The sequence below is a fragment of the Bacillus sp. A01H genome, assembly GCF_045277205.1.
GTDB classification, from domain to species: domain Bacteria; phylum Bacillota; class Bacilli; order Bacillales; family Bacillaceae_G; genus Bacillus_A; species Bacillus_A paranthracis.
On sequence record NZ_CP117702.1, the window covers coordinates 1,294,292 to 1,311,176 of the forward strand.

Below are 16,885 nucleotides of genomic sequence, written 5' to 3' on the forward strand. Positions count from 1 at the left end.
GGGTGTGATTCCAATATTTATCGCAAAAAGAGAAAACGGAGAAAAAATTCATCTACTCGATCATCATGATGAAGAGCTTTTACACCATATGCGTAAAAGGGAAAGTTTCTTTTGCATGGCTTGCGGGAAGGAAGTACTAATGAGATTAGGAAAACAAAAAAGGTGGCATTTTGCTCATAAGAAAGTAGATTCATGTTTAGCCTTTTATGAAGCAGAATCTACATATCATATGTACGGTAAAGAATTGTTATATCGGTGGTTCAAACGTCAAAAAGTTCATGTAGAGATAGAGCATTATCTACCAGAGATTCAGCAACGACCGGATATTTTTATAGAGAGAGCAGGGAGAAAAATTGCGATTGAATATCAATGCGCCAATCTTTCTATAGAGCAGCTCTGCAAACGAACCTATTCGTATTGGAAAGCTGGTATACAAGTCATTTGGATTCTTGGTGGAAATCAATTGAAAAAGCACTCTGCATACTGGATGAAATTCTCCTCAATTATGGCTTTCTCCTTACAATCTTATCCTCAGCCACTTCTTATTTTCTTCTGTTCGAAACAAAAATCATTTATGAAATGCACGTTTATTACATCATTTTCTACAAGCGTTGCTTTTTCACATATTATATATTTACCAATTGAAACGACTACTTTTGAAATGCTCTTTTCTCCTGTTCCTTTCCAAAGGGAAGTATTAAACCAAGAATGGAAGAAGCGAAAGGATTATTTTCGTCAAAACGCTTTGCCCATCTTGAAGTATAATGATAAGTCACTATTACGCCTCTTATATCAATGTAAATGTACCCCAGCAAATTTCCCTTCTGAAATTGGTGTGCCACTCCCGTCCTCATTTGCTTTTCAAACAAATTCATTTATATGGCAAGCTTTTTTATATATGAAGTGTATAGGTGAGCTTGCGGTAGGGGATTGTATTTCCCTCAAGTACGTGTGTAGTTATATAAAAAAGTATACGAAAAGGCGTATGCTCCCGTACTTTTCACAGCATATATGGAAAGTGGCAGTTACTGAATATATGACATTTTTATGTTATGCAGGTGTCTTGCAGAGAGTAGGGACTTATAAGTACCGGAAAATACGGGGGATATCCATGTTAAAAACAGAGGAGGAAGTTATGAAATATGATGAAAGGAGTTTAGCGTATGCCTTATCTTTATTTGAGGCAAAGTACAACATGAGAGAAGGAAAAGCGGATATAATAAAGACTAATCGTGAAGGAATTACATAAGAAAAATCGAATTGTATGTAAGTAGAGATATTTAAAGGAGGGCTTAAAGCATGTCTGAACAAAACACAGCAAAAACATTACCGGATCGTAACGAAATTGAAGAATCAAGTACGTGGCGATTAGAAGATATTTTCCAAACAGATGCAGAATGGGAACAAGAATTCCAAGCTATTAAAGAGCTATTACCGAAGTTAACTGAATTTAAAGGGAAACTTGGTGACTCTGCGAACAATTTACTTGAAGCATTGCAATATGAAGATGAAATTTCAATGCGATTAGGTAAGTTATATACATATGCACATATGCGTTACGATCAAGATACAACAAACTCTGTGTATCAAGCGTTAAATGATCGCGCGACAAATTTATATTCACAAGTATCTAGTAGCACAGCATATATTGTGCCTGAAATTTTATCGATTTCAGAAGATACATTGCAAACATTCTTGAAAGAAAATAGAGACTTAAGTGTATATGAACATGCGTTAGAAGAAATTACGCGTCAACGCCCTCACGTATTATCTGAAGCGGAAGAGGCTTTATTAGCAGAAGCATCTGAAGTAATGAGTGCGTCAAGTAATACATTTGGTATGTTGAATAATGCGGATTTGAAATTCCCATCTATTAAAGGTGAGGATGGAGAAGAAGTAGAAATTACACATGGCCGTTACATTCAGTTTTTAGAAAGTGATGATCGTCGTGTGCGTGAAGATGCATTCAAAGCTGTATATGAAACGTACGGGAAATATAAGAACACATTTGCAAGTACGTTAAGCGGAGCTGTGAAGCGTAATAACTTTAATGCACGCGTTCGTAAATATGACTCTGCACGTCAAGCAGCATTAAGTAATAATAATATTCCTGAAGCGGTGTATGATCAACTTGTTCAATCTGTAAATGACAATTTACACTTGCTACATCGTTACATTGATATTCGTAAGCGAGCACTAGGGCTTGATGAGCTTCATATGTATGATTTATATACACCACTTGTACCAGAAGTGAAAATGAATGTGAAGTATGAAGAAGCGCAAGACATGTTATTAAAGTCTTTACATGTACTTGGTGATGAGTATGTTGATATTTTGAAAGAAGCATATGAAAATCGCTGGGTAGATGTGTATGAGAATAAAGGAAAACGAAGCGGAGCATATTCATCTGGTGCCTATGGAACAAATCCTTATATTTTAATGAACTGGCATGATAATGTAAATAATTTATTTACACTTGCTCATGAATTTGGCCATTCTGTCCATAGTTACTACACAAGAAAAACGCAGCCGCACGTATACGGGGATTATTCAATCTTTGTTGCGGAAGTAGCATCAACTTGTAATGAAGCGCTTCTAAACGATTATTTATTAAAAACGACAGAAGATAAGAAAGAGCGTCTATACTTATTAAATCATTATTTAGAAGGATTCCGTGGTACTGTATTCCGTCAAACTATGTTCGCAGAGTTTGAGCATATTATTCATAAGAAAGTACAAGAGGGACATGCGGTAACACCAGACATGCTAACGGAGATCTACTATGATTTAAATAAGAAATATTTCGGTGATGCTTTAGTAATTGATGAAGAAATTGGTTTAGAGTGGTCTCGTATTCCGCACTTCTACTACAACTATTACGTATACCAATACGCAACAGGATTTAGTGCAGCAACGGCTCTATCTAAACAAATTTTAGAAGAAGGGCAACCAGCAGTAGAACGTTACATTAATGAGTTCTTAAAAGCAGGAAGCTCAGATTACCCAATTGAAGTGCTGAAAAAAGCTGGAGTAGATATGGCATCTCCAGAACCGGTAAAAGAAGCATTGCAAGTATTTGAAGAGAAATTAAATGAATTAGAAGCATTATTATTTGAAGAGAAGTAATAGAAAAGACGAGGAATTTGCCTCGTCTTTTTCTTGATGTCATTTTGTCGATATTTGTCGAGAAAATAAATCGAATTGTCTTCTTTTTTCTAAACTAGAAGGCAGTTTTACAGTTCATTAAAACCCTTTAAATCGTTTTTTATGGTTGAAATAAGAGAGAGCGATGACAATGACTCCAAATAAAAGAGGAAAGGCAATCATTTTAGGAAAAGCTTGTAGTAGGGAGAGGATGTACAAGAAAAAAGAAACAATGATAGCTAGAATGATAAGTAAAATATACGTTTTTTTCATACAAAACACCTCCAAAATAGCTTTTTTATAGCTTATTCAAAAATGAAAACGTTTAGAATGTGACAAAAGTGTGAAATTCGACAAAAGGGGTTGTCATCTGACGTCGAATCTTGTAATATAATAAGCGTGAACGAATTCACATACAAACATATACCCCTTTGTTTGAACGTGAAAATTTCTCCCATCCCCTTTAATATTTTTATAAGCCGTAAAGAAAAAGACCTGGTGTTTACACCAGGTCTTTTTCTTTTGCTATCCATTTCCAATAACGCTCACATTTTACGTCAATCATTTGTACTTTTCGTTTCAGTTGTAATTTTTTTAGTTCACGTTCAATTTCTTGCTTCGAGCAGTCATATATAAATGCTACTTCTTTTGAAGAGATAAATTGTGTCGCTTCCAGTAATACTTCTAAAGGTGGTAATGGCTCTGGCTCGATTTCACATTTTACAAGTTCTTTCAATAATTGTACGTAGACGTCGTAGGAATACGTTCCAGCGATTTTAATACCTTCTTCATCTGAATTTGCATGAAAGAATACGAGAGAAGGTATTTCTGTAATATGCATCTCATTTGTGAATTTTAAGTCACATTGGAAAGCCTTTTTTGCGCTAGCGGAATATAGGTCTTTTTTAAATTCTTCTACATCAATATTGCTATCTTTTGCGCATGCAAGTAATAATTCGCAGTCAGGATTTGATACATTTTCAAGGAAAATGTATTCTTGGAGTTTTCGCAAAAACTTCGAACCTGCTTTTCGGCCCTGCAACTCCGCTGCTTTAATTGCCATCGAAACTAAATATGGTGTTGACGATGCTTCTTGCATATGTACCTTTCCATCACATGAAAAACCTTGTAAACTTGTTGTCTTTTCCCACACAAATCGAATATTAGCAGGTTTATTCCATTTGTGTGAGGAAGCGTTCGTTCCGTCCACTTTTCCTGTTACGATATGACGAATAGAGAAGTATTTCCCGTATTCAAGCCATAGTTTAATAATAAAGGGCTCAATTTCCCAGCAATCTTTACAAAGTGGATCAATAAATAAATATGCTTCTACAGACTTATGCTCACATGCGGAAGGAGATGGCATATTGATATGCTTTGCTTCCTGTTTATCCATTATATTTCACCTGTTTCGTCTGGAGTATTAACCATATGCTGAGCAGTTAATGCTAAACGTTCAAAAACGAACTCTCTTATATGACCGTGCACTCCTGTGTCATCCATTGCTTGCTCCATGCACGATAGCCAAGCCTCTGCTCGTTTTGGAGTAATCTCAAACGGGAGATGGCGTGCTCTTAACATAGGATGACCATGTTCTTCCGTGTACAAATTAGGACCACCTAAATATTGTGTTAAAAATTGCTTCTGCTTCCTAGCTGTTTCTGTTAAATCATCCGGGAAGATGGGAGATAGGTCAGGGTGTTTACTGACATAGGAATAAAATGTGTCTACTAATATTGCAATGCATTGTTCACCGCCAATTGCTTCAAATGGTGTCATCGGTTGCTTGCTCATCCTTTTAAACTCCTTTTTCCATGAAATGTATATCTATTGTAGCAATGGAATGTTAGGGAGGGCAAATAAACCGCCTTCATAACGTTCTTTGCTTATTCTACAGATGTAAAAGAATCTTTTCTTTTTCAAAAAGTGAGATGTATCCACTAGTAGAACGTATTCACTAGTGGAATTTTCACTTTAGCGTGCTTTGTTTTGTTTGGCAAGGAAAAAGCGTTTTACTTTATTATTTGTATGACGGATTGGTATGTCGTGTTGCTTTAACAAATGAATAAAGGCAGCTTTGCCTGCTTCTTCATCTTGCACTTCAAATTCAATTTCATAATCATCGTGATTGTAATAGAAACTATGATCAAAGACAAGCGTTCCGCCTTCAAATAGTGTTTCGGCTCTTTCAGTTGTTAAACTACCCATATAAGTTAAAGCAGAAACAGGAATTTGTAATGTGTGTAGTTGATCTACTACAGCGCCTTGAATAATTGTATTTGTTTCCATCATCAATCTTGCTTCATCTGCTGTTATAACTTGATGCGTTTCTAACAAGCCGACTTCTGCAGGTTGTTTTAATGTTAATGTATAAGTTTCTCCTTTATGACGAATACGAAGTGCAGAGCCAGCTTCTTTTAATGAGAAGCTCGGTGTTTCAAAGTAGTGATTCACCTGTTTCGTAAATCCTTCAATAGAGAATGATTTACATAATGTATTGAATTCTTCTTCTGTAACAATATTTTTAAATTCAATTTCAATTTCTTGTGTCATTGTATGCGCGCTCCTTTTGAAAAATAATTCTTTACACATTATCGCTTTTTCACAAATTTGGTTCAATGTTTTATTTGTTTGCGTCCATGTTATGATACAATAATACTGTTAAGTAAGACAGGAAGTTGAGATGGAGGAGTTAGAGCATGCAAAATAAAATCCAAGTTAAGAGCGTAGAAAAGAGAGAGAATGCTCTTATTTTTTGTGCGGAAAATAGTGAAATAGAGGTAAAGGAGTTAAGTGCGCGTAATCACGTACTTGTAGACTCAGATAATTTATCATTTTTATATATCTTAGAAAACGAATCATCTTTCATTTATGTAAGCATTCCGCATACATGCTGGGAAGCAATGCATGAAGCGATGAATAACGACGTGATTATGTTCGTTCGCGTGAATGACATTGAAATGGAATTAGAAGGTTTAAAAGAAGAAGTAGAATATTTAGTTGAAAATATTGAAGGTAATGCAAATTACGGAGAAGAACTAGTAACTGCTGTAGAAAAAGTATTTCTATAAGCAAATGGCTAGAGCGATTGTAGGCAAGCACTTTTGTAGTTTTAAAATTATTGCTTGCCCACAATTTGCCCACGAGATTTTAAAAATTGATCGTATTGGTCTACGGATGTTTCGTCCATTGATTTTGTAACATGTAGATATACGTTGGCTGTCATGTCTATTGTGGCATGCCCCAAACGTTCAGAAACATATTTGATATTTGCTCCACTTTGAAGTAAGTGTACAGCATGAGTGTGTCTAAATCCATGTAAGGTTATATATTTTAAATTCCCTTCTTTACAGGCCCTTTGCAGGAAACATAACACGGGTGCGGGGAGCATGCAGGCGTTGTCCTCATGTGTGAAAATAAAATGGTAATCTGCATAGTAGTCTCCGTATTTTAAAATATTTTGGGCTTGCTGATTTCTTATTTGTTCTAGTAAATTTAGGGTGGTCGTATCTAATGACAAAATGCGGTTACTACTTTTGTTTTTTGGGGGCCCAAAAGCAATAGATTGACTCCTTTTCACAGATAGTAATGTTTTGTTAATAGTTAAGGTTCTTTTTTGAAAATTTACATCGGTCCATTGTAAAGCTAAACATTCGCCAATCCGTAAGCCTGTCCTTGATAAAAACATAAATAACGAATAATATTTAAATGATTTTTTTTTGTGTAAAATAAAATCTAAAAACTCTTGCAATTCGTCTATATCATAACATTTAATTTCATTTTGTACAGAGGTAATTTGAAGTGCTTTCATTTGGATTTTATCAGTAGGATTTTTATTTATGATATTGAGTTCCATCATAGCTATATTGAGCGCGCCATGAATAGTAGCATGTATCACATTCACAGTTTGTTTATGCAGTTTTATAAGCAATTTATTAATAAATTGTTGGTAGCGGACCCGAGTTAAGTCTTTGATTTTGGTACTTCCGAATTCAGGTAATATATATTTTCTAATGTTTTTATGGTATGCATAATATGTTCGTGGAGAGATGTTGCCCTTTTTATATGTGTCTAACCATTCGTACATATAATCGTGAAATGTAATATTGTTGTCTTGCATGTTTACTCCGTTTGCTATTTTTTCTTCTATTTTTGCAGCTGCTAATTGAGCTTCTTTTTTTGTTTTAAATCCTCCTTTGGAGGTTTCTTTGAATTTCCCCATTTCTTTATATCGAATGCGATATTCCCATTTATCATTACGTTTTCTAAAACTAGCCATTGTGTTCACTCCATTCAATTTTTATAAAAATGCTCCTCTTGTTAGAGATAAAATTGTAGAGCTATCTTTAAATAAATCTATCCATTTGTGTAGGTATTCCATAGTGCTGTAATAATTCTTGCTTTGTTTGTATGTAGTAATCATGATGACTTCCATCGATAAGAAATCTCGTTGCAAAATAGTTTGCTTCAGCTTCTATACGAATTTCAGAACAAAGAGATACCGTGGATAGTTTAGGTGTATTTTCATCTGGATGAAATAAAGCGTGCCCCAATTCGTGAAAACAAGTGAAGATTTGATTCTGATATGAAAGTCGTTCGTTAATATGTATAAAAGGGATACGAGATACTTTGTGGTAGTATCCATAAATATCCCCCAAGGATTCTGTGATAACGACTATGCCTTTTGCTTCAGCAATAAGGAACGGATCTCTGGTGTTATATTGTCTAAGTAGCTTGTCTATTGCTAAGTTAATTTGCTGTTTGGAAACCAATTAGATCCACTCCAGTCATTCTTCGTTTCTATATTTTTTAGGTGTAAATTTCTTTTTAGCCATTTCTTTTCCTAATCTCAGAGAATTTTCTAAAGAAATAATTAAAAGCTGTTTTGTTTCTTCTGACATCGGTTCGGAGTCTTTAGAGAATGCGAGTGCATCTGCGTTGCTCATATCCGCTATTAATGCTTCTAATTGCTTTTGAATATCTTTTTCATCTTTTTCGGTAAGCTCCCAATATTGTTTTTTTGTTCTGCCTAGTAAGTAATCTATCGAAACGTCAAAGTAGTCAGCCACTTTTTGTACACGTTCAACGGAAGGAGTTCTTTTTTTCCATTGGTAAATGGTGTTTTGACCAAATCCTAAATCTTCTTCTAACTTAGATACAGATATATCTTTCTTTTGGCAAAGTTGTTTTATGATTTCTGTAATTCCCATTAGATCAACCCTTTCAACTAGTACAGAGTTTTTTATTCAATAAGTTAGTTATAATTGTTGACAACTAACTTATTGAATAATATACTTTGTACATGAGCTACTTATTTAGCTGTTGAAACACTACAAAGAAAAGCAGATAAATCACGTTCCCCAACGTTTAAGTGCTACAAGTGTAGGTTTATTTAGCTATGACTTTATTTTATTCAATAAGTTAGTTCGAGTCAATAGAAAGCTAAAAATTTAGCTTATAAAATTAAAAAAGGAGTTAGCTTTATGGATAAAACATTCGGAAAAAAAGTTAAAACATGGCTGATAATTAATGATATGAAGCAAAAGGACCTAGCAGAAATGTTAGATATTTCGAATCCTTATTTATCGGACATTCTTTTAGGGAAGAGGGAGGGAAAGAAAGTAAAGGAAAAAATCATGAAAATTTTAGAAATAAAGGAGGCTTCATAATGACGGCGACGGTACAAGTCATTATTGATGATAGTTATGTGCAAAAAGAAGTTTCTCGTCAAGTAAATGAGCGTTTGGTAGACATGGGAATTGGCACTTGGTGGGATATGAAAAGACTTCAATATGAAACGAGTAGAAGTTATGACTGGTTAATGGAGTATGTGGTCTATGACTTACGGGTGCAAGGATTTGCGAAACAAAAGAATAATCGATGGTTATTTAAAGCACAAGAAATGAAAGAGTTTCTGACCAAATTTTATGATGAATTGTAAGAAAGAATCAGGAATTTAGCAAGAAATAATGAATGGAAATGAGAGAAGGGGCAAATATGAATAGGGTGTTATTCGCAAGTAAATTAATGAAAGCATCGGATGTTGTAAAAAGATGTGCAGAAATGAGAAATAATCCAGCGTTATTACTTATTACTGAATTAGAAGCAAAGTGTCAGCTAAGGGAAATGAACCGTAAGGTTTCAAATCGAAGGGAGGTGAATTAATTGAAGGAGATAACACTAGTTTTTAAATCAGGAGTTAAAACAAGTTTTACAGTAGAGCAATTTAAAACATTTAAAAATAGTTTTGGATTTTTATCAGGAATTGAATATGAAGGTGCAACTCCGACAGTACCATTCCACATTAGTTTGAGTAATATCGATGCAATATTTGTGAAAGACATTGGTGGAAAGGAATCCACTAAAGAACCTGATCATCCAATTGAAGATTTCTATGGCTGTGGAATTAAGCAAGATGATAAGTATTTTATGTTTGGCCAGGATGCTGTACTTGAAGGGAATCTAACGAATTACTTAATTGCAGAACAGAATGTTGAATGTTTTCGAGCTGTATAAAAGGAGAAACCGCCAGTTGGGGCTGACGGCCTAATAAAAACACATGTTGAGGTCATTATAGCATGAAATGAATGCATGTAAAGGAGTGAACGATCATAATTGAAAATCCAATGATTATAGGAAATCCAAATGATTCAGCGATAACGAATGTTATGGGGCATTGTGCGAGTTGCAATAAGGAAATCTACTGCGGTGAAGAGTACTTGGATTTTGAAGGTGATTGTATACACAATTCAACAGAATGCGTTAAGGAATACGTTGTTGTACATTCTACCCAAAAGATAGCAGGTGAATGAAATGAACTTACAACAAAAGATTGAAAGTGAGATATCCATTTTAAGGCGTCTAATTGATCGATACAAACTTTGTGATGATTCGGAATCCATTTGTATGGTGATTGCCTATGAATATGGATTGCAGGCGTTGATAGAAGCAAATGAAATGAGTAAACAAAAAGAGGTGCTGCCGTTTTGAATGGTGGAATTGAAGAACTAGAAAAGTCATTAATTGTGGAACAACGAAGGTTAAGTGAACACAAAAGAGAGTTAGAAAGGCTAATAGAAAAGAAACCGATTGTGGAACAAAATATTTGGAACACGGAAAGTAAAATTTTTGATTTGGAAGCTTCTATTTTTGTTTTGAAAAGCATGGCGAAGGAGTGAATCAATTGGAAATCACAAACGGTGCTGCCATTACCAAAAGTAAAAAAGCAAAAATCATTATCTATTCAAAGCCAGGTAACGGTAAAACAACGGTTGCTGGATTGTTACCAGGTAAAACATTAGTCTTGGATATTGATGGGACAAGCCAAGTTTTAGAAGGATATGAAAATGTAGATGTAGCTAAAATTGATGGTGAAAATCCACATGATAGCATCCTACAATTTTATGCATTAGCAAAAGCAAATATCGCTAAATACGATAACATCTTTGTTGATAATTTAACGCATTACCAAAAGTTATGGTTACTTAAAAAAGGTGAAAATACGAAAAGTGGTATGCCGGAATTAAAGGATTACGCTTTACTAGATAACCATCTTTTAAAGGTAGTAGAAACGTTTAACTCATTAGATGCAAATGTTATTTTTACAGCTTGGGAAACAACAAGAAATATCATTCATGATGATGGGCAGCAATATACACAATTCATTCCAGATATTCGGGATAAAATCGTCAATCATATTATGGGAATTGTTCATGTGGTTGGTCAATTGGTTAAAAAGGCAGATGGTACAAGAGGATTTGTTTTAGAAGGTAATCAAAGTGTTTTTGCTAAGAACCATCTCGATGTGCGGAAAGGCTGTATACAAGAAGAATTAATTGTGTCATCCACAAACTAATAAACAGGGGGAAATAAATAATGAGTTTCTTTCAATTTGATGAAACAAACGTAAATACAGGTTTTGAATTAGTTGCTGAAGGTAAATATGAAGCGGTAATTGTAAATGCGGAAGCTGGCAAAACACAAGCTGGTAAAGATAAATTATCGATAGATTTTGAAATTCGAAGTGATGTAACACAACATCATCAAGGAGCAAAAGTGCTTTATAACATGTTTACGTTCGAACATGAGGTTTCGGTTAGAATCGTCAATTCTTTATTAAAAGCATGTGGCTTTGGACATCATCATGCTTTCGCATCTGCTGAAGATATGGGGAAACAACTTCTCAATAAGAATCTACAAATCACAGTAAAACATGAAGAGTACGATAAGATTGTGGATGGTCAAAAACAAAAACGTACGGTAGCCAAGGCAAAATATTATGATGTGTCGGACGTAAATCCGATAACAAGTGGTCCAGCAGTAACAGTCGGTGATGATATGTTACCGTTTTAAATAACTACATAGAGAGGTTGGTTTGTACCGACTTCTCTTGTTTATATCTTAAAAGGCTAACCGGAGGTTGTAATGAAACAGAATCCATACAATTTTAATGAGATACCAACAGAGCTGAAAAGCTTACCGCAGTGGGTGCTTTGGCGCAAAGAAGAGAGAAATGGAAAACCGACGAAGATACCGTATCAAGCCAACGGCGAAATGGCGCAAGCAAATAATAGGCGTACATGGTCGACATTTGCAACAGCGGTCAAGTTTTATTTAGAAGGCGATTATGACGGAATAGGGTTCGTGTTCAGCAGGCAGGATAACTATATAGGAATAGACATTGATAAGTGTGTTGTGGCCGGAAAAACAAATACTTTTGCAACAGAAATTATCGATACAGTAGACAGTTATACAGAGTTTTCACCATCAGGAAAAGGTATCCACATCATTATCAAAGGGAACCTTCCACAATCTGTTTTAGGTACTGGAAGGAAGAATACCAAGCATGGTTTAGAAATTTACTCATACGGACGATTCTTCACATTCACTGGAAATCGAGAAAATTCTAATAATGTGTATGATCGTACGGATGAATTAGCAGAAGTGTTTGAACAGTATTTCGATGATAGTGACATACAAGGTCGCGTGAATTTAGCAGAATTTGAAAAAGATGAAATCAAAATTTCAAATGATGCTTTATGGGAGAAAATGTTCCGTAGTAAAAATGGCGATGAAATTCGCTCATTATACAATGGAAGCCTAATTAATAAAGATCATTCGGCAAGTGACCTTTCTCTATGTAACCATTTAGCATTTTGGACAGGGAAATCAGCAACACGAATGGATTCCATGTTTCGTGAGACGAGCTTAATACGTGATAAATGGGACGTTATCCATTTCAGAGATACAAACGAAACATATGGGGAAAGAACGATAGCAACGGCTATTTCATCTACTTCTTCCACAATTCTAGATTATAAGCAACCATTCGATGAATTTTCATTTGATTTTATAAGTGAAGATGTAGCTGAAGTTGTGGAAGACAAACCAAAAAGGAAATTTAAACTAACGGAACTTGGAAATGCGGAACGTATTGCTTATGAATACGGCCATGTAATTAAATTCGTTCATGATATCGGTTGGTATATATGGGATGGAAAACGATGGAGAGTGGATACGAAGAAAGAAATTGAAAGAATTACAGCAAAAGTTCTCCGTAGTCTTTCTAAATCAGAAGATGAATCGAAAATAAAATGGGCACGTATGTGTGAGCGTAGAAATGTAAGAATGAATAGTATCAAAGATCTTATGCCATTGGTCCCAGGAGCGCGTGAAGATTTTGATAGCCATAAATATTTATTCAATGTTGCAAATGGAATGGTAGACTTACAGACGGGGCAGCTTCGTCCGCATGATCGGGAGGTATATCTATCGAAAATCACCAATGTTACATTTGATGAGCAAGCGAAATGTCCAGAGTGGATGAAGTTTTTAGAACAAATTTTTCAGGGGAATCAAGAGTTGATGGAATATATGCAACGATTGATTGGCTATTCTCTTACTGGAGAAATTGCCGAGCAAATCATGGTCTTCTTAATCGGTGGAGGTTCTAACGGAAAATCAACTTTTATCAATATCATTAAGGACCTTATGGGTGATTATGGAAGACAAGCGAAGTCCGATACTTTTATCAAGAAGAAAGAAACAGGAGCGAATAATGATATTGCTAGGTTGGCTGGGGCCCGGTTTGTATCCGCCATCGAAAGTGAAGATGGGGAGCAACTCTCAGAGACATTTGTCAAGCAAATAACAGGTGGTGAGCCTGTATTAGCAAGGTTCTTAAGACAAGAGTTTTTCGAGTTCATACCTGAATTTAAAGTTTTCTTCACTACAAATCATAAGCCGGTTATAAAAGGTGTGGATGAAGGGATTTGGAGACGTATTCGTTTGATTCCATTCAATCTACAGCTACCTAAAGAAAAACGTGATAAGAAATTGCCAGAAAAACTAAGTCTTGAAATGCCAGGCATACTAAATTGGGCGATTGAAGGTTGTTTGAAGTGGCAGCAGTCAGGTTTAAATGATCCGGCGATTGTTAGGAAAGCCACAGGTGATTACAAAGAAGAAATGGATATACTTGGTCCATTTATGTTTGAGTGTTGTTTTAAAAGAGATGACGTTCAATTGGAAGCAAAACAATTATATGAAACGTATGCGAATTGGTGTTTTAGAAATGGTGAGCATCAATTAAAAAATAGGGCATTTTATCGGATTTTGGAAACGCAGGGTTTTAAAAGAGAGCGTGGCAACAGAAATAAGTATTACATCAAAGGTGTTACTTTAATAGACCGAAATAATACTGATAAGCAATCAAAGTTACTGGAAAACGAAGAAAATAGTGAGAATGTTACTAAAAGTAACAAATTTAAAATCTCATAAAAAACCTTGTGTATCAAGGGTTAAAGATGCTTTTTATATTCTTTTTGTTACTTTTGTTATTAAATATTACCTTCTAAAAAAATAATATATATATTCTATTAGGAGCCTACAAGGAATTTTTAGATAACACCAATAACACGAAACACTTCAATCCCTTGTGGTTGTAAGTCTTGTGACGTGTTACTAAATGAAAAAAAGCGTGATTTATGGTGTTTTTTGAGTGGGAAAAGGTCATTTTAGTAACAGGCTGGGTAATGGAGGTGGGTTATTATGAAAAAGTTTATAGAAGAAAATACCGAACGAGATATTAAAAGTTTTGAGTTAACTGATGACTTATATAAACGTTATTTGAAATATTGTGAAACGTATGATTTGGAATCTATTAGTAGAAGAAGCTTTAGTTATCAATTGAGTAAAGAACGAATCGGAGCATACCACAAGTTTAGAAATAAACCAGCAAGGTGGGGAGTGAAACTACTGCCATGCAAGTATTGAAAATTGTATCAGATATTTGGAAAGCGGGTGCGAATATTTATTTGGATCCGAGCGATGACCGAATGGGAATAACGAGACAAAACTTAATCTCAACGGAAGTGATGCAAGCTGCAGAACAACATTTTCAGGAAATCCATACATGGTTTCAATCCTGGAAGAATGAAAGTGTCGAGGACATCACCATGTTGAAGATTTTGTATCAATTCTGTGGATGGCAGCATAATCAAAAATTACATGACTGGTTACGAGCTGATGTAGATTCCTTACAACTCTTTTATGACTGGACGATTGTACTTGCGGAGAATGGTTGGACAGACATCTATGAAGACTATCGTCCATTTAAAAATGATAAATCGGTTGTAATGTCAAGAAAGATATATGAACGTGCGGTTATACATGTGAAGAAAGGAGTATGGAATTGATCAGTTATCGTTATACAGACACGGAAATACACAACATTCTTAAAACACTCACGATTGTAATTGATTCTCGTGAAAACGTAAATGGCCATATTCGCGATTATTTACATCAAAAGGGAGTCCCTATGAAAAATCAAAAATTAGATACAGGTGATTATGGTTACATGATTCCGAAAAATGAAGAACTGGGAATACCTCGTGATATCTATTTAGATAGCCGAGTAGAACGAAAGGCCCACATGGATGAGATCACAGGGAACTTACAAAAAAATACGCAAACAGCGTTTGAAAATGAATTGATTCGTTCAAAGGACATTCCATTCACTCTAATTGTGGAGGACCTACATGGATACGAAAAGATGCTACAAGGGAAGTATCATTCCAAATACAATCCACTAGCGTTACTGGGAAGGCTAAATACATTTAAAGCAAAGTATGGCTTTGAAATTGTGTATTTGGATAAAAAATTCAGTGGGAATTGGATTTATCATCATTTTTATTATCAAGCGAAATATTATCTTAAAACGGGCATTTTTTAATTTTGGGGAGAAACATGGATAAGCGTATTTATAAAGAAAGAGCCCTGAAGTAAAGGGCTCTCGGACCAGTGTATACCTACAATTACTAATAATATATGCTTAGCTTTTGTAAATGGTTAATTAAACCAAAAAAGATATTGAAATCCAGATGCAGTCTTCAATAACTTTCGGAAAAATTAGTGTAATCAGACTTTTTCAACTGAGTAAATTTTTTTATAGTGTATGTTCATCTTTAAGAAAAGGTTCATTGAACCAAAAGGAGCAACTAACAAAAGTTAGATGCCCAAGTGTAAAGAAGAAGCAAATCGGAAGGTAACTCAATGACCTTATGTGTATAGTATGGGCAAGCACAATTATTTTATACATAAGTGGAATGAAAAAATGGTTATAAATACCCAAAATAGTCAAAGCTAATTTTAATACAAACGATATTTTTATGGAAAGAGGAATGGATATGAAAAAATACAGACCTAGTATGGGAAAAGCGAATGTGGTGGAAGGTGAAACGCTACTGTTTCCATTTAGAACATTATCAAATGAAATTTCAAAAATAATAGGTGAAGTAGTGTCATTTGATAAAACCAGTGATGGTTTGGAATATATAGAGGTGAACGTAGGCGATAAAAGAATCAAACGATATGTAATTTAGTCAATCATTCATTTCCTATGAAAAAGGAGCTATATAATGAGGAAATTCAGCGTTTAAATATATTCTCAATACCATAGTTCTGTGGACGATAAAATGTCTAAAAATGTGTGAAACCAGTTTATAAAACAATTCATCAGTTTTGAGATGAAATCAAAGGGGGAGAAAACAATGAAAAAGGATACGAAACGTAAGGTTAGAAAGGCAATTGCTCGTAGAGGTAAGTTAGTAGAAAGATATCGTGTTGAAACAGCGTGGAGAAACATATTTGTACAAGCTGGCATCTTAAAATAAGTGAGGTGGCATACACATTGCTAGAATGGTTAAAAGGTTATCATAAGTTAGAAGATGAAATTATCTATTTAGAAAGTGATTTAGATAGAAGCAAGAAAGAGTTAAAACGTTGGATATATAGTGACTTGCAAGAAGTGCGATTAACTGAAGGGGCAGAAGGAGGAAAGCTTGAAGATCGTATTGCTGTACGTGAACATGACCTAGCTCATAAGATGAATGACATGTACGAATTAAAGAAAGTGATTCAATCATTCAAAGGATTAGAACATAAGATTATGTATGGTAAGTATGTGGAGGGTAAGACATTGGAAAAGCTTGCTGAAGAATTAGACTACAGTCCGCGTTATATCTATAATAAACATGCGCAAATAAAGCGAATGATTGAATATGCTCAAAAGCTAGGTTAACAAAACATTAAGTTCACTTCAGTTCATGTTAACTATTGCAAAAAGGAGTTATAGTAATAACATAAAGAATTGACGAAAAGATAGCTGGTCTACAGTTGTTCTTTCATCATGTCAAAAAACGCGTATTGGTGACAGAGGCAGTACTCGTTTTTTGAAACTGAT

General features: G+C 34.8%; 25 protein-coding genes. 18 read left to right on the forward strand and 7 right to left on the reverse strand.

Annotation, left to right across the window (positions count from 1 at the left end):
- Window positions 1–4: 4 nt before the first annotated feature.
- Together PSR14_RS06845 and pepF are read left to right on the forward strand one after the other, a co-directional pair.
- Window positions 5–1,249: a competence protein CoiA gene (locus PSR14_RS06845; RefSeq protein ID WP_000612277.1), complete on the forward strand. Its 1,245-nt coding sequence runs from the start codon at window positions 5–7 to the stop codon at window positions 1,247–1,249.
- 50 nt (window positions 1,250–1,299) lie between these two features.
- Complete coding sequence (gene pepF, locus PSR14_RS06850) at window positions 1,300–3,126, forward strand: oligoendopeptidase F (RefSeq protein ID WP_000003390.1); 1,827 nt, start codon at window positions 1,300–1,302, stop codon at window positions 3,124–3,126.
- Between the two features lie 117 nt (window positions 3,127–3,243).
- Here the strand turns inward: pepF and PSR14_RS06855 are convergent, their stop codons facing one another.
- The 4 genes from PSR14_RS06855 to PSR14_RS06870 all read right to left on the reverse strand — a co-directional run bounded on the left by PSR14_RS06855 (window position 3,244) and on the right by PSR14_RS06870 (window position 5,697).
- Window positions 3,244–3,417: a hypothetical protein gene (locus PSR14_RS06855; RefSeq protein WP_000754592.1), complete on the reverse strand. Its 174-nt coding sequence runs from the start codon at window positions 3,415–3,417 to the stop codon at window positions 3,244–3,246.
- Window positions 3,418–3,646: 229 nt separating this feature from the next.
- Window positions 3,647–4,540, reverse strand: a complete 894-nt coding sequence (locus tag PSR14_RS06860; protein WP_000360652.1) for a ClpXP adapter SpxH family protein — start codon at window positions 4,538–4,540, stop codon at window positions 3,647–3,649.
- Complete coding sequence (locus PSR14_RS06865; RefSeq protein WP_000043380.1) at window positions 4,540–4,938, reverse strand: hypothetical protein; 399 nt, start codon at window positions 4,936–4,938, stop codon at window positions 4,540–4,542. Before PSR14_RS06865 ends, PSR14_RS06860 begins: the two co-directional genes overlap by 1 nt.
- 180 nt (window positions 4,939–5,118) lie before the next feature.
- Entirely contained in the window at window positions 5,119–5,697 is a 579-nt protein-coding gene (locus PSR14_RS06870) for a CYTH domain-containing protein (RefSeq protein ID WP_000191110.1), read from the reverse strand.
- A 146-nt stretch (window positions 5,698–5,843) separates the two neighbouring features.
- Here PSR14_RS06870 and PSR14_RS06875 point away from each other — a divergent pair, with 146 nt between their 5' ends.
- Window positions 5,844–6,215 (forward strand): hypothetical protein, encoded by a 372-nt coding sequence (locus PSR14_RS06875; RefSeq protein WP_001180002.1) that lies wholly within the window; start codon window positions 5,844–5,846, stop codon window positions 6,213–6,215.
- 47 nt (window positions 6,216–6,262) lie between these two features.
- On the opposite strand, the gene PSR14_RS06880 is transcribed toward PSR14_RS06875, so the two are convergent.
- The 3 genes from PSR14_RS06880 to PSR14_RS06890 form a co-directional block, all read right to left on the reverse strand.
- Window positions 6,263–7,423, reverse strand: coding sequence for a site-specific integrase (locus PSR14_RS06880; RefSeq protein ID WP_061656786.1), 1,161 nt, complete (start codon window positions 7,421–7,423; stop codon window positions 6,263–6,265).
- A 67-nt stretch (window positions 7,424–7,490) separates the two neighbouring features.
- A complete protein-coding gene (locus PSR14_RS06885) occupies window positions 7,491–7,916 on the reverse strand; it encodes an ImmA/IrrE family metallo-endopeptidase (RefSeq protein WP_061656787.1) in 426 nt (141 codons plus the stop codon).
- A gap of 15 nt (window positions 7,917–7,931) precedes the next feature.
- Entirely contained in the window at window positions 7,932–8,354 is a 423-nt protein-coding gene (locus PSR14_RS06890) for a helix-turn-helix domain-containing protein (RefSeq protein WP_061656788.1), read from the reverse strand.
- Between the two features lie 273 nt (window positions 8,355–8,627).
- Between PSR14_RS06890 and PSR14_RS06895 the strand changes: the two genes are divergently transcribed.
- The 15 genes from PSR14_RS06895 to PSR14_RS06965 all read left to right on the forward strand — a co-directional run bounded on the left by PSR14_RS06895 (window position 8,628) and on the right by PSR14_RS06965 (window position 16,723).
- Window positions 8,628–8,813: a helix-turn-helix transcriptional regulator gene (locus PSR14_RS06895; protein WP_061656789.1), complete on the forward strand. Its 186-nt coding sequence runs from the start codon at window positions 8,628–8,630 to the stop codon at window positions 8,811–8,813.
- A complete protein-coding gene (locus PSR14_RS06900) occupies window positions 8,813–9,085 on the forward strand; it encodes a DUF771 domain-containing protein (RefSeq protein ID WP_061656790.1) in 273 nt (90 codons plus the stop codon). The genes PSR14_RS06895 and PSR14_RS06900 overlap by 1 nt, the downstream gene beginning before the upstream one ends.
- 56 nt (window positions 9,086–9,141) lie before the next feature.
- On the forward strand, window positions 9,142–9,309 hold the full coding sequence (locus PSR14_RS06905) for a hypothetical protein (protein ID WP_169509371.1): 168 nt from the start codon (window positions 9,142–9,144) through the stop codon (window positions 9,307–9,309).
- Window positions 9,310–9,660 carry a hypothetical protein gene (locus PSR14_RS06910; protein WP_006919349.1) on the forward strand — a complete coding sequence of 117 codons (351 nt, stop codon included), beginning with the start codon at window positions 9,310–9,312 and terminating at the stop codon, window positions 9,658–9,660.
- A gap of 297 nt (window positions 9,661–9,957) precedes the next feature.
- The gene (locus tag PSR14_RS06915; RefSeq protein WP_169509370.1) at window positions 9,958–10,134 is read left to right on the forward strand and encodes a hypothetical protein; all 177 of its coding nucleotides are present in this window, start codon (window positions 9,958–9,960) and stop codon (window positions 10,132–10,134) included.
- Window positions 10,131–10,322, forward strand: coding sequence for a hypothetical protein (locus PSR14_RS06920; protein WP_098214351.1), 192 nt, complete (start codon window positions 10,131–10,133; stop codon window positions 10,320–10,322). The genes PSR14_RS06915 and PSR14_RS06920 overlap by 4 nt, the downstream gene beginning before the upstream one ends.
- Before the next feature lie 5 nt (window positions 10,323–10,327).
- A complete protein-coding gene (locus PSR14_RS06925) occupies window positions 10,328–10,999 on the forward strand; it encodes an AAA family ATPase (protein WP_098214350.1) in 672 nt (223 codons plus the stop codon).
- Between the two features lie 20 nt (window positions 11,000–11,019).
- Window positions 11,020–11,496, forward strand: coding sequence for a DUF669 domain-containing protein (locus tag PSR14_RS06930; RefSeq protein WP_098214349.1), 477 nt, complete (start codon window positions 11,020–11,022; stop codon window positions 11,494–11,496).
- A gap of 72 nt (window positions 11,497–11,568) precedes the next feature.
- Window positions 11,569–13,923 carry a phage/plasmid primase, P4 family gene (locus PSR14_RS06935; RefSeq protein ID WP_406644178.1) on the forward strand — a complete coding sequence of 785 codons (2,355 nt, stop codon included), beginning with the start codon at window positions 11,569–11,571 and terminating at the stop codon, window positions 13,921–13,923.
- A gap of 270 nt (window positions 13,924–14,193) precedes the next feature.
- The gene (locus PSR14_RS06940; protein WP_023523441.1) at window positions 14,194–14,418 is read left to right on the forward strand and encodes a primase-like DNA-binding domain-containing protein; all 225 of its coding nucleotides are present in this window, start codon (window positions 14,194–14,196) and stop codon (window positions 14,416–14,418) included.
- A complete protein-coding gene (locus PSR14_RS06945; protein WP_098214347.1) occupies window positions 14,406–14,840 on the forward strand; it encodes a hypothetical protein in 435 nt (144 codons plus the stop codon). Before PSR14_RS06940 ends, PSR14_RS06945 begins: the two co-directional genes overlap by 13 nt.
- The gene (locus tag PSR14_RS06950; protein WP_098214346.1) at window positions 14,837–15,376 is read left to right on the forward strand and encodes an ERCC4 domain-containing protein; all 540 of its coding nucleotides are present in this window, start codon (window positions 14,837–14,839) and stop codon (window positions 15,374–15,376) included. The genes PSR14_RS06945 and PSR14_RS06950 overlap by 4 nt, the downstream gene beginning before the upstream one ends.
- A gap of 454 nt (window positions 15,377–15,830) precedes the next feature.
- Window positions 15,831–16,025 (forward strand): hypothetical protein, encoded by a 195-nt coding sequence (locus PSR14_RS06955; protein WP_023523438.1) that lies wholly within the window; start codon window positions 15,831–15,833, stop codon window positions 16,023–16,025.
- A 168-nt stretch (window positions 16,026–16,193) separates the two neighbouring features.
- The gene (locus PSR14_RS06960; RefSeq protein ID WP_006921851.1) at window positions 16,194–16,316 is read left to right on the forward strand and encodes a DUF3983 domain-containing protein; all 123 of its coding nucleotides are present in this window, start codon (window positions 16,194–16,196) and stop codon (window positions 16,314–16,316) included.
- Window positions 16,317–16,333: 17 nt separating this feature from the next.
- Entirely contained in the window at window positions 16,334–16,723 is a 390-nt protein-coding gene (locus PSR14_RS06965) for a hypothetical protein (RefSeq protein WP_023523437.1), read from the forward strand.
- Window positions 16,724–16,885: the final 162 nt, after the last annotated feature.

Bases quoted from the DNA above. Each gene is read 5' to 3' on its own strand.
- pepF (WP_000003390.1), top strand. From the start codon at position 1,300: ATGTCTGAACAAAACACAGCAAAAACATTACCGGATCGTAACGAAATT.
- PSR14_RS06855 (WP_000754592.1), bottom strand. From the start codon at position 3,417: ATGAAAAAAACGTATATTTTACTTATCATTCTAGCTATCATTGTTTCT.
- PSR14_RS06860 (WP_000360652.1), bottom strand. From the start codon at position 4,540: ATGGATAAACAGGAAGCAAAGCATATCAATATGCCATCTCCTTCCGCA.
- PSR14_RS06865 (WP_000043380.1), bottom strand. From the start codon at position 4,938: ATGAGCAAGCAACCGATGACACCATTTGAAGCAATTGGCGGTGAACAA.
- PSR14_RS06870 (WP_000191110.1), bottom strand. From the start codon at position 5,697: ATGACACAAGAAATTGAAATTGAATTTAAAAATATTGTTACAGAAGAA.
- PSR14_RS06875 (WP_001180002.1), top strand. From the start codon at position 5,844: ATGCAAAATAAAATCCAAGTTAAGAGCGTAGAAAAGAGAGAGAATGCT.
- PSR14_RS06880 (WP_061656786.1), bottom strand. From the start codon at position 7,423: ATGGCTAGTTTTAGAAAACGTAATGATAAATGGGAATATCGCATTCGA.
- PSR14_RS06890 (WP_061656788.1), bottom strand. From the start codon at position 8,354: ATGGGAATTACAGAAATCATAAAACAACTTTGCCAAAAGAAAGATATA.
- PSR14_RS06895 (WP_061656789.1), top strand. From the start codon at position 8,628: ATGGATAAAACATTCGGAAAAAAAGTTAAAACATGGCTGATAATTAAT.
- PSR14_RS06900 (WP_061656790.1), top strand. From the start codon at position 8,813: ATGACGGCGACGGTACAAGTCATTATTGATGATAGTTATGTGCAAAAA.
- PSR14_RS06905 (WP_169509371.1), top strand. From the start codon at position 9,142: ATGAATAGGGTGTTATTCGCAAGTAAATTAATGAAAGCATCGGATGTT.
- PSR14_RS06915 (WP_169509370.1), top strand. From the start codon at position 9,958: ATGAACTTACAACAAAAGATTGAAAGTGAGATATCCATTTTAAGGCGT.
- PSR14_RS06930 (WP_098214349.1), top strand. From the start codon at position 11,020: ATGAGTTTCTTTCAATTTGATGAAACAAACGTAAATACAGGTTTTGAA.
- PSR14_RS06935 (WP_406644178.1), top strand. From the start codon at position 11,569: ATGAAACAGAATCCATACAATTTTAATGAGATACCAACAGAGCTGAAA.
- PSR14_RS06940 (WP_023523441.1), top strand. From the start codon at position 14,194: ATGAAAAAGTTTATAGAAGAAAATACCGAACGAGATATTAAAAGTTTT.
- PSR14_RS06945 (WP_098214347.1), top strand. From the start codon at position 14,406: ATGCAAGTATTGAAAATTGTATCAGATATTTGGAAAGCGGGTGCGAAT.
- PSR14_RS06955 (WP_023523438.1), top strand. From the start codon at position 15,831: ATGAAAAAATACAGACCTAGTATGGGAAAAGCGAATGTGGTGGAAGGT.
- PSR14_RS06960 (WP_006921851.1), top strand. From the start codon at position 16,194: ATGAAAAAGGATACGAAACGTAAGGTTAGAAAGGCAATTGCTCGTAGA.